Origin of the sequence: Eubacterium ramulus ATCC 29099, from assembly GCF_000469345.1 — a bacterium.
Taxonomy (GTDB): Bacteria; Bacillota; Clostridia; order Lachnospirales; family Lachnospiraceae; genus Eubacterium_I; species Eubacterium_I ramulus.
This window is the reverse complement of record NZ_KI271124.1, coordinates 1-2,846: the sequence shown is the minus strand read 5'-3', so window position 1 is coordinate 2,846 and position 2,846 is coordinate 1. Positions and strand designations below refer to the sequence as shown.

2 protein-coding genes are annotated in these 2,846 nt (G+C 38.4%); both read right to left on the bottom strand.

Going from position 1 to position 2,846, the window contains the following annotated elements; all coding sequences use genetic code 11:
- Positions 1–79: 79 nt before the first annotated feature.
- On the bottom strand, positions 80–439 hold the full coding sequence (locus HMPREF0373_RS07435; protein ID WP_021739066.1) for an ArsR/SmtB family transcription factor: 360 nt from the start codon (positions 437–439) through the stop codon (positions 80–82).
- A gap of 308 nt (positions 440–747) precedes the next feature.
- Positions 748–2,043: a group II intron reverse transcriptase/maturase gene (gene ltrA, locus HMPREF0373_RS07430; RefSeq protein ID WP_021739065.1), complete on the bottom strand. Its 1,296-nt coding sequence runs from the start codon at positions 2,041–2,043 to the stop codon at positions 748–750.
- Positions 2,044–2,846: the final 803 nt, after the last annotated feature.

Here is a 2,846-nt window from a genome sequence, read left to right as displayed (position 1 = left end):
TTTATGGTTGACTTTTCATAGCTGGTCTCCTTATAATTTGTTTAATTGTTCAATTACTCAACTATAATATTAAAAAATATTATTTCTGCCAAAGATGCTCAAATCCCTTGTCAATAATCTCTTTCACATGATCATCTGCCAGCGAGTAGTAAACTATCTGTGCTTCTTTACGGAATTTTACCAGATTCGCTAGGCGTAATGCCTTTAACTGATGCGAAATTGCAGATTTTGTTACCCCCAGTAGCACTGCAAGATCACATACACACATCTCACTCTGTTCTAGAGCGTGTAAGATTTGTACTCTAGTTCCATCTCCAAATAGCTTAAACAAAGAAGCCAACTGGAGATAATCATCTTTTGGCTGCATCTTGGATTTCACATCATTCACAATATCCTCATGAATTACATCGCAATTACAAATATAAGACGTTTTTGACATATATTCACCTCCAAATAATAATAGTTGAACAACTACTCAACTATTATTATACTTATTTTTAAATTTATGTCAATAAGCTGATGTTAGTTCCCCATAAATTTTACAATTAAAACCAGCTCTTTATTCTTTTCTTAATCTTTTTTCCCAGTATACCGTTTTGGCTTTCTTGTCACACTTCCTGTAAATTCCGATTTTTCGTTCTCTGCGACTTCCCAATAGTCGAGTAGACTAAAACCTCTCAATCTTAGCCCCTCACAGATCCGTACGTGCGGCTTTCCCGCATACGGCTCCTCATAGTAACATTCGCTTCAATATAAACAATAGTACGTTTTAGGTTTTGCTAACGGGTAATACTTGAGCATTTCCACAAATCCATTCCATGTGTATGCCCGTCTACAACCTCTCCGATTCATGGCTTTGAATAGAAACTGTTGTACTCTATGCAGGAATGTTGTTATCTTCCGAAAATTCCATGTAACACCATAATACCGATAGTGTCCAATTAGTTTTACGTTCAACTCTTTAATTATTTCTCGCATTGGTCGATTTCGATTATCGTAAATCCAGTTCTTGTATGCTCTAACCTTTTGCTCAAACTTCTTTCTTGAAGTCTGTACCTTTGGCACGAAACCTCCCTTTCGAGTTTTGCTACAGTAGAAGGTAAACCCCAGAAAATCAAATGTTTCAGGCTTACATTCTCCTCTTGCTCTACGATTCTGCTCTGCAAATCTCCCAAATTCAATTAGTCTGCTTTTACTACTTTCCAGCTCCAGTCCAAACTTTTCCATTCGTTCCTTTAACTCTTTATAGTATCTTTCAGCTTCTGACTTATATTGAAATCCTGCAACAAAATCATCCGCAAAGTTGACGAGAAAACACTCTCCCTGCATTTCCCTTTGCACCACCAGCTTAAACCACAGCGTCAGCACATGATGCATGTATATATTTGCAAGCATCGGACTCATTACTGAGCCTTGTGCCGAACCTTCCTCTGTTGGCTCGAATTTTCCTTGCTCCATTATTCCTGCTTTAAGGTATTTACGTATTAGCCACAATAAGTTCTTATCCTGTATATTCCATTCAAGGAACTTCATCATCCAATCATGGTCGATATGGTCAAAGAAACCTTTGATATCGGCATCTACGATATAGCTGATTTTTCCATAGCCTATCCGTTGGTATACTTCTTTTATTGCTTCGTGACACCCCCTATTCGGTCTGAATCCATACATGCAGTTTAGGAATCTCGGTTCATAAATAACTCCCAGTATTTTCTTCACTGCCATTTGTACAATCTTATCTTCATAGGAAGCAATCCCTAATGGTCGTTTCTTTCCATTTCCTTTAGGTATATATACCCTCAGTGACGGAAGTGGCTTAAAGGATTTGTTTTTCAACCTCTGTACCAGTTCCTTGATATTTCTATCAAGATTCTTCCCATACTCATCCTTAGTTACCTTGTCAATTCCGACTGCTTTGTTCCCATCTAATTCCTTATGGCATTGCTTTAGCATATCTTCATTTATCAAGTGGTACACTGATGTAAATATAGGATGTTTTGATGTTGCCGATATCTCAGCTATTCTTACTAATTTCGTTTCCATTATTTCCTCCGTCCCTGAGTACGGATAATGTGTCCTCAGTAAGACCTTTACTATGCAATCCCCTTCCCTCCATCGGCATTGCCCGATTTCTACAGTACTATGGGATTGTCCGACCACCTACCATTCATTTGAAATACTCCGTTTTCAGTTGCAATTTCATACTCTTCTTCGAGAAATGGCAGGTTCTCCCCAGTTGATGTGTATTCACAATGTAAAACATGATTGGTTCTCTGACTCCGCAGTGCCACATAACACTCGCCATATCGCATTACATGATATTGTCTTCCGCACCAGTTAAGACGTCGACCGACTGAAGTTAACGTTTCGAAGCTCAATCACTATTCAACCCTGCTTTCTTGCTGTCTACGCTTGTCAGATGCCGTTACCGGCATCATCCCAAGACTCGCTATTATCTGGTTGGCTAAACCTTGGATAAACCGGAATCCCACCGGCTTGACTACACACCCTTAGCTGGGCGCACAACTGGAATTGAGATTTCATATATTCCAAGGGATTTAATAACTGTTATATTTTATTATCAAATATCTCTCAATCCCTTGAAAACACAAAGTTTATCGCAGGTGAGCTTTCCCTTATTGTTTCCCTTGCGTTATAGCGTCCCACCAGTGTTTACGAACTCTGATAAGGGCAAAAACAAGGGCAAGAAAATTATATAAAACAGTATAACACAAAATAAAAGTGACATGGTGAACTGATTGAAATGCTTCTGATTTTTGCAACAAATGATTGATTTAACGATAAGGAGATTTGATACGATGAGAACAATATTTGCAGAATACAAT

Excerpts from the sequence above, each read along its gene's own strand:
- HMPREF0373_RS07435 (WP_021739066.1), bottom strand. The coding sequence starts at position 439 with ATGTCAAAAACGTCTTATATTTGTAATTGCGATGTAATTCATGAGGAT.
- ltrA (WP_021739065.1), bottom strand. The coding sequence starts at position 2,043 with ATGGAAACGAAATTAGTAAGAATAGCTGAGATATCGGCAACATCAAAA.